Annotated in this window: 6 protein-coding genes; 5 read left to right on the forward strand and 1 reads right to left on the reverse strand. The window is 75.0% G+C overall.

The genetic code is table 11. The annotated features are described in order from the left end of the window. The 5 genes from AR3_RS31395 to AR3_RS28675 form a co-directional block, all read left to right on the forward strand. On the forward strand, positions 1 to 213 hold a 213-nt coding region (locus AR3_RS31395), incomplete at its 5' end, for a hypothetical protein (protein ID WP_169803917.1). Then, positions 210 to 1,574, forward strand: coding sequence for a lipopolysaccharide biosynthesis protein (locus AR3_RS28660; protein ID WP_067918717.1), 1,365 nt, complete (start codon positions 210 to 212; stop codon positions 1,572 to 1,574). The genes AR3_RS31395 and AR3_RS28660, both read left to right, overlap by 4 nt. Before the next feature lie 130 nt (positions 1,575 to 1,704). Further along, entirely contained in the window at positions 1,705 to 2,166 is a 462-nt protein-coding gene (locus tag AR3_RS28665; protein WP_067918719.1) for an FAD synthase family protein, read from the forward strand. Continuing rightward, on the forward strand, positions 2,163 to 2,972 hold the full coding sequence (locus AR3_RS28670) for a CDP-alcohol phosphatidyltransferase family protein (RefSeq protein WP_067918721.1): 810 nt from the start codon (positions 2,163 to 2,165) through the stop codon (positions 2,970 to 2,972). The genes AR3_RS28665 and AR3_RS28670 overlap by 4 nt, the downstream gene beginning before the upstream one ends. Further along, on the forward strand, positions 2,969 to 3,397 hold the full coding sequence (locus AR3_RS28675) for an FAD synthase family protein (protein ID WP_083952244.1): 429 nt from the start codon (positions 2,969 to 2,971) through the stop codon (positions 3,395 to 3,397). The genes AR3_RS28670 and AR3_RS28675 overlap by 4 nt, the downstream gene beginning before the upstream one ends. A 10-nt stretch (positions 3,398 to 3,407) precedes the next feature. On the opposite strand, the gene AR3_RS28680 is transcribed toward AR3_RS28675, so the two are convergent. After that, positions 3,408 to 3,993: sulfite exporter TauE/SafE family protein (locus tag AR3_RS28680; protein WP_157406828.1), on the reverse strand; the 586-nt coding region annotated here is incomplete at its 5' end.

Below are 3,993 nucleotides of genomic sequence, written 5' to 3' on the forward strand. Positions count from 1 at the left end.
GCGTCCGCCGCGGGCAAGCGCGCCGACGGCGCCGCCGACGCCGACCGCGCGAAGGGCGCCGAGCTGCCGCCGGAGCTGTGGGGCGGCGGCCGCGACGGCTCCGGCGACCCGGGCCGCACCGCGGAGGACTCGTTCTCCCTCGACGACCTGGCCAAGGAGGCCGGCTCCGGGAAGAGCGAGTCCACCCTGATGCGCTACGACCTCGACAGGTGAGCCGCGCCGCAGCGGGCCGCGTCGCGGGCAAGGTCGGACGGCTGCTGTCGTCCGCGGGCGGCGCGGTCACGGTCCAGTTCGTCACCGCGGGCGGCAGCCTCGTCGTGCAGGCGCTGGCCGCCCGCGGCCTCGGCGCCGACGGCTACGGCGCGTACGCGCTGTTCACCGCCGTCCTCGTCATGATCACGGCGGTGCAGACGGCGTGGGTGGGCGACACCCTGACCGTCTTCGACCGGTTCGACCCGCGGGTGCGCGGCGCGCTGCTGCTGTCGGTCGCGGGCACCGTCGCGGCGGGCGCCGCGGTCGGCGCGGTGATCTCGGTGGCGATGGGCCTCGCGGACGCCTCCGGCACGGCCCTGTTCGCGCTGCTGGTGGCGCTGTGGCTGACGAACGAGACCTGCCGCCGGATCTTCACGGCGCGGATGGAGTTCTGGCGCCTGGCGCTCAACGACTGCTCCTACCTGGTCGTCACGCTGGGCGTGCTCGCGCTGTGGCAGACCCTCGAGGGCGGCGCGACGCTGGACCTGCTGCTCGGCGCGATGTGCCAGGGCTGCGCCTTCTCGATCCTGCTGGCGCTGGTGCGGCTGCCCGCCGAGGAGTACTCCCTCGCGCCGCTGCGCGGCACGGCGTTCCGCGAGATCGCCGCGTTCGCGTGGTGGCGGTCGATCCAGGCGGCCATCCGCCCGACCGCGCTGCTGGTCGCCCGCATGATGATCGCCGGTTTCGCGTCCACCGCCGCGTTGGCCGCGGTGGAGGCGGGGCGGCTGCTGCTCGCCCCCGCGTTGACGTTCGTCAACGGGGCGGGCTGGTTCCTGCTGGGCGACTTCGCCAAGGCCGAGCGCGAGGGCCGGCCCATGCGGTCCCGGCAGGCGGTGCGCGCGTGCGCGCTGATGGCGGGGATCGCGCTGGTGATGAGCCTCGCCGGGATCCTGCTGGCGGGCCCGCTGGGCCCGATGGTGACCGGCGGCTCGTTCTCCGTGGACGGGACGGCCGTGGTCGGGTGGGGCGTGTACGCCGTGTGCTTCGCGTGCACGCTGCCGCTGGCGAGCCTGGCCACCGCCCGCAAGCGGTCCCGGTCGGTGTTCGCCATCCGCGGGGTGGAGAGCCTGGTCGGGCTGGCGGTGCTGGCGGCGCTGCTCGCATTGGACGCGCGGGCGGCCTCGATCGCCCCGTTCTGCCTCGGCGCCGGCGGCGCCGTGTCGGCGGCGCTGCTGTGGCGGATGCTGCGCCGCGGCGATCCCCCCGCTGACCGCCCCGCTGATCCCCCCGCTGCTTCCCCCGCTGATCCGCCCGCCGAAGCCGCGTCGCCGACGGCCGCCGCGCCGTCCGAACAGCACGCGGCGCACCTCAGGACGACGTGAAAAAACACCAGGTGAACGCCATGGAAGCAATACATAGAACTGCGACAACGGGCGAGCAAAGAGCTGCTAGCGTACTTGCGTTCCAGGACGGACGTCGCCGCGGGCCCGCGATCAGGGGCGAGGGGGCTGCATGCACGGGGTGATCGGCTTCACGTCGGGGGTCTTCGACCTCTTCCACGTCGGTCACCTGGACGTCCTGCGGCGCTCGGCGGAGCTGTGCGACCGGCTCGTCGTCGGGGTGTGCGCGGACGAGCTGGCCGAGCGCCTGCACGGCGTGCCGCCGCTGGTGCCGCTGCTGGAGCGCATGGAGATCGTCGCCAACGTGCGCCACGTCGACGACGTGGTCGCGCTGGAGGACGCCGCGCTGCTGCCCGTCCGGGACGCCGTCGGCTTCGACGTGGTGTTCGCCGGCGCCGACTCGACCCTGCCGGAGGCCGCCGAACGCGAGCTCGCCGGCACCGGCGTGCGCGTGGTGCGGTTCGCCGAGGTGGTCGAGACGAGCAGCCCGGTGCTGCGCGAACGCGTCCGCCGCGCCCGCGCCGGGGCGGCCGCGTCCGGGACGCTGCCGGAGGCCGGGGGGCGGGTCGCGTGAGCGCGCAGCCCGTCCAGAACCCCGCCGCCGCGCCCGTCGGGTTCCGCGCGGCGCTGCACCGGCTGGCGTCCAAGCAGAAGAGCGCCAAGGGCGCCCCGGCCTACTCCCGGTTCGTCAACCGCAAGCTGGGCCGCGTCCTGGCGGCCGTCTCGTACGTGCTCGGCCTGACGCCCAACCAGGTCACCGCGATCAGCGCGTGCTTCACCTTCACCGGCATCGCCCTGATCGCGCTGGTCGAGCCCGCGCCGTGGCTGGGGGCGGCGGTGTGCCTGGCGCTGGTCGTCGGGTACGCCTTCGATTCCGCCGACGGCCAGCTGGCCCGGCTGCGCGGCGGCGGCTCGGCGTCCGGCGAGTACCTGGACCACATGGTGGACGCGGCGAAGATCTCCTCGCTGCACTCGGCCGTGCTGGTGTCGTGGTACCGCTTCCACGACTTGGACGACCCCGCCTGGCTGCTGGTGCCGCTGGGGTTCACCATCGTGGCCGCGGTGATGTTCTTCGGCATGATCCTGAAGGATCTGCTGGCGCGGGCCCGCCGCACCGGTCCGGCGCCCGCCCCGGCGGCGCCGTCGACGCTGCGGTCGCTGCTGGTGGTCCCCACCGACTACGGGCTGCTGTGCGTGGCGTTCCTGCTGCTCGGCTTCCCGAGCGTGTTCGCGCCGGTCTACGCGCTGCTGTTCGCCGGGAACGCGCTGTTCCTGCTCGCCGCCTCGGTGAAGTGGTTCCGCGAGGTCGCCGGGCTGGACGCCGCGCCGTCCGCCGGGGCGTCCGCCGCGCCCGCGGTGGACACCGGGGTGCGCCGGTGAGCCGGCGCGCGGGCGTGGTCGGGTACGTGCCCGGCGCGTACGACATGTTCCACATCGGGCACCTCAACATCCTCCGGCGGGCCCGCGCCGAGTGCGACCACCTCATCGCGGGCGTGGTCACCGACGAGGTGCTGGAGCAGGTCAAGGGGCGCGCCCCGATCGTCCCGCACGCCGAGCGGATGGCGATCGTCGGCTCCATGAGCTGCGTCGACGAGGTCGTCACCGACGTGTCCGCCGACAAGGTGGTCATGTGGGAGCGGCTGCGCTTCGACGTGCTGTTCAAGGGCGACGACTGGAAGGGCACCCCCAAGGGCGACAAGCTCGAAGCCGACCTCGCCGCCGTGGGCGTCCGGGTCGTCTATTTCCCGTACACGGTGCACACGTCCAGCACCGCGCTGCGGGCGCTTCTCACCGGCTCCCGCTGACCGGCCGCCGTCAGCGCCTGCCCGCCGGGGCGGCCGCGGGGGCCTGCGGCTCGGGCCGCGGCGCCCGCGCGCGCCGGTCGGCGAAGCCGAGGGCGGGCAGGCCGTGGCGGCGCCGCAGGAGCGGCCACGCCCCGGCGCCCGCCGCGGCCAGGCCGACGAGCGTCCAGGCCATGGCCTCGGGGCCCAGGCCGAACATCTTCAGCGCGGACGCGACGAGGACGAACGCCAGCGCCCGGCGGATCAGGCCGCCCGGCGCGCGCGAGGAGATCCGCGATCCCAGGTAGACGCCGGGGACGGACCCGACCAGCAGCGCCGCGGTGACCTCCAGGTGGAAGTCGCCGAACAGCAGGTGGCCGAGGGCGGCGGCGAACACCAGCGGGACCGCCTGCAGCAGGTCGGTGCCGACGAGCTGGTTGGCCTTGAGCGTCGGGTACAGCGCCAGCAGCGCCACGATGATCAGCGAACCGGAGCCGACCGAGGTGATGCCGACCACCAGTCCGCCGACCGCGCCGACCAGCACGGTCGGCACCGGCCGGACGGTGACGCGCGGGGCGGCGACGGCGGCGGGCTCGCCGGGCGCGGCGGTGCGGCGCTCG

Source organism: Actinomadura rubrobrunea NBRC 15275, from assembly GCF_001552235.1.
In the GTDB taxonomy this organism is placed as follows: domain Bacteria; phylum Actinomycetota; class Actinomycetes; order Streptosporangiales; family Streptosporangiaceae; genus Spirillospora; species Spirillospora viridilutea.

Excerpts from the sequence above, each read along its gene's own strand:
- AR3_RS28665 (WP_067918719.1), top strand. The coding sequence starts at position 1,705 with ATGCACGGGGTGATCGGCTTCACGTCGGGGGTCTTCGACCTCTTCCAC.